4 protein-coding genes are annotated in these 3,432 nt (G+C 69.3%); all 4 read right to left on the bottom strand.

The window, feature by feature from the left end:
• Window positions 1–814, bottom strand: an 814-nt coding sequence (locus EQG76_RS03120) for a LysR family transcriptional regulator (protein ID WP_159710532.1), incomplete at its 3' end; no start/stop codon positions are given.
• A 4-nt stretch (window positions 815–818) separates the two neighbouring features.
• Window positions 819–1,766, bottom strand: coding sequence for a thioredoxin-disulfide reductase (gene trxB, locus EQG76_RS03115; RefSeq protein ID WP_159710530.1), 948 nt, complete (start codon window positions 1,764–1,766; stop codon window positions 819–821).
• Window positions 1,763–2,782 carry a mitochondrial fission ELM1 family protein gene (locus EQG76_RS03110; protein WP_159710528.1) on the bottom strand — a complete coding sequence of 340 codons (1,020 nt, stop codon included), beginning with the start codon at window positions 2,780–2,782 and terminating at the stop codon, window positions 1,763–1,765. Before EQG76_RS03110 ends, trxB begins: the two co-directional genes overlap by 4 nt.
• 14 nt (window positions 2,783–2,796) lie before the next feature.
• Complete coding sequence (gene greA, locus EQG76_RS03105) at window positions 2,797–3,270, bottom strand: transcription elongation factor GreA (protein WP_159710534.1); 474 nt, start codon at window positions 3,268–3,270, stop codon at window positions 2,797–2,799.
• Window positions 3,271–3,432 lie beyond the last annotated feature (162 nt).

Here is a 3,432-nt window from a genome sequence, read left to right as displayed (position 1 = left end):
CCCGGACCAGGTTCTTGCTCGGCGCGCCCAGATAGTCCGGCAGGGAAGCCAGGCCGAGACCCGCCTCGGCTGCGCGCAGCATGCCGTAGACATGGTTGACCGAAAGGGTCGGCCGCCGCATCGGCCCCTGGACCTCGTCGTCCCTGCCAGCCTGCAGGATCCAGTTGAGCGACGGCACCGGCGCTTCCTCGCCGTAGACGATCAGCCGGTGCCGGTCGAGATCGTCCGCCTTCTCGGGCAGGCTATGCCGGGCGAGATAGCCCGGTGCGGCATAGATATGGGTGCGCGAGGTCATCAGCTTGCGCTGGACTAGGTCGCCCTGGGTGGGCCTGGTCAGGCGCAGCGCCACGTCGGCTTGGCGCATGCCGAGGTCCAGATCCTCGTCGGTCACCATCAGCGAGATGGTGATGTCCGGATAGGCGTCCAGGAAGGCCGGTAGGTGGTGGGTGAGCCAGACCGTGCCGATGCCGACCGTGGTGGTGACCCGCAGATGGCCGGCCGGCTCGTCGCGCCGCTCCTGCAGGGCAGAGACCGTCATCGCCATCTTGCGCGCGATCTCGCGCGCGGTCTCCAGCAGGATCTCGCCCTGCTCGGTCAGGACCAGGCCGCGGGCGTGGCGGTGGAACACCGCCGCACCCAGTTCCTCCTCGAGCGCGCTGATCTGCCGGCTGATCGCCGACTGGGACAGGCCCAGCCGGTCCGCCGCCCTGGTGAAGCTTCCGGCCTCTGCCACCGAATGGAAGATACGGATCCGGTCCCAGTCGGGCCCTTCGCTGCGGAAGAAGTCCTTGTCCTGGCTGCTCTTGGGTGGCATGGCGTCAGTGCATTCCCCGGGCCGTCAGCCAGCGCTCCGCATCCAGCGCCGCCATGCAGCCCGAGCCGGCTGCGGTCACGGCCTGGCGATAGATCTTGTCCTGGACGTCGCCCGCGGCGAATACGCCGTCCACCGAGGTGAAGGTGCGCCCCCGCTCGGTGAGCAAGTAGCCTTCCTCGTCCATGGCGAGCTTGCCGCGGAACAGGCCGGTGGCCGGGTCGTGGCCGATCGCCACGAACAGCCCGTCGGCGGGGATGTGCCGCTGGGCACCGTCCTTGGTCGAGGCGAGGACGACACCGGTAACACCCTTGGGGTCGTCCGTGCCGGCCAGGTCGGTCACGATCGAATCCCAGATCACCTCGACGTTCGGCCGGGCGAACAGCCGGTCCTGCAGGATTTTCTCCGCACGCAACTGGTCGCGCCGGTGCACCAGCGTGACATGGGCGGCCAGCCCCGCCAAGTAGAGGGCCTCCTCGACCGCCGTGTTGCCGCCGCCCACCACCACGACGCGCTTGCCGCGGAAGAAGAAGCCGTCGCAGGTGGCGCAGGCCGACACGCCGTGGCCCATAAAGCGCTGCTCCGCGTCGATGCCGAGCCAGCGCGCCTGGGCACCGGTCGCGACGATCAGCGCGTCACAGGTGAAGATGCTGCCGCCGTCCAGCGTGAGCCGGAACGGCCGGACCGACAGGTCGACGTCGGTGACCAAGTCGAAGATCAACTCGGCGCCGCAGTTCTCGGCCTGCGCCGACATCTGCTCCATCAGCCAGGGGCCCTGGATGGCCTCGGCAAAGCCTGGATAGTTCTCGACGTCGGTGGTGATCGAGAGCTGGCCGCCTGGCTGTATGCCCTGGATGAGCACGGGCTTGAGGTTCGCACGGGCCGCATAGATGGCCGCGGTGTACCCGGCAGGGCCGCCGCCCATCACCAGCACCTGTGCATGACGCTCGTTCATCTCGCCTCCGACATCGCGGCATTAACACGGCCCACCATCGGGAACCACAGTTCCGCGCGCTCCATGACGACGCGGGCCACCTCGGCAGCGGCGTCCAGCGGGGGAGGCGGCTCGTGGTCGAACGGGTCGCCGAGTGCCACGATCCGCCCCTCCTTGAACAGCCTGGCCACCAGCATCTTGAGCTTGTGGCCGACCAGCCGGTCGCCGCCATAGACATGGACGGGCACGCCGGTGGCGCAGGCCTCGCTCATCATCGAGACCGAATCGACGCTGACCACGATCGCATCGGCCAGCGCCAGCATGCCCAGATAGGGATTGTCCTCGGAGTCGCCCGGCTTCCACATCAGGTGCGGCAGCTTCAGCGTCGCGGCCAGCTCGGCCGTGGCCGCACTGCCCGTGCGCCGGCTGGTGGTCACCATCAGCGAGCCGCCCTTGGCCTGGGCGAGAGCAGTGGCCCGCTGGCCGAGATCCCTGGCCCAGTCGCGCCGGTAGCGCACGTGGCGGGCAGGGCCGCCGGCCAGGACCGCGATCCGGGGAGCCGGCAGATGCGCGAACCGGGAGGCAAACCGCGCCCGCGCCTCAGCCAGCCGCGCGGCGTTCACCCGGTGCGGCGCGCCCGTCACCCGGAGGACCTCGGCCTCCTCGTTGGTGAGCTTGCGGTCGTGATAGGGCAGCACCAGGAGGTCGATGTCGGTCGCGACCGCCGGGCGCATGACATGGACGATCCGGGTGCGCCCGCCCGCCTGCCGCTTGATCCAGCGGGCCACCGGCAGGCAACGCCGCCCGCAGGTGATCAGGAGGTCGGGCCAGGGCGGCACCAGGCGCGCGCGTGCCGCCCGGTTCAGCCCGAGTGCGCTAGCACCCAGCACCCGCACGTCCAGACGCGACAGCCAGCCGAAGCCCATGGGCTTTTCCACCATGGGCCAGGGCAGGGCGTCACCGATGCCGAGAACCTGCGTGGCGTGACCGGGCCGGTCGTCCAGCAGCCCCCAGACGACCGGCGAGACAGCCGCCACCAGGTTCGCTCCTTCTAGCCGAAGCGTACTTCGAGGATCTCGAAATAGCGGGTGCCGCGCGGCGTGGAGACTTCCACGGTCTCGCCGCTCTCCTTGCCGAGCAGGGCCTGGGCCAGCGGCGAGGCAATCGAGAGCAGCCCTTGCTGGATCTCCGCCTCGTCGGGGCCGACGATCTGGTAGCTGGTTTCCTCGTCGGTTTCCTCGTCAACCAGCTTCACCGTGGCGCCGAACATCACCTTGCTGCCCGACTGGGTGGCGATGTCGATCACCTCGGCGCGGGACAGCTTGTCCTCCAGCTCCATGACCCGGCCTTCGATGAAGCCCTGCCGCTCGCGCGCCGCGTGGTATTCGGCGTTCTCGGAGAGGTCCCCGTGCTCGCGCGCCTCGGCGATCGCGCGAATGACCGCCGGCCGCTCGACGGTCTTCAGGCGCTTGAGCTCTGCCTCCAGTCTCGTGTGACCCATGGGAGTCATCGGGATCTTGTTCAGCATTCAGTCAACTCTCGGGAAGCAGGATTCACGCTCCGCGCGCGCCTTGGGACACCATATCGTCGGCTCGGGATAGCTCAAAATAGGCTTGCAGGGGGGCCACCGCAAGATCGCCCGAGGTGAGCGCTCCCAGCGCCTGCACCACCGCCCTGGCCCCCGCGA

Source organism: Geminicoccus flavidas, from assembly GCF_009806515.1.
Classification (GTDB): domain Bacteria; phylum Pseudomonadota; class Alphaproteobacteria; order Geminicoccales; family Geminicoccaceae; genus Geminicoccus; species Geminicoccus flavidus.
This window is presented reverse-complemented; position numbering and strand designations above follow the sequence as displayed.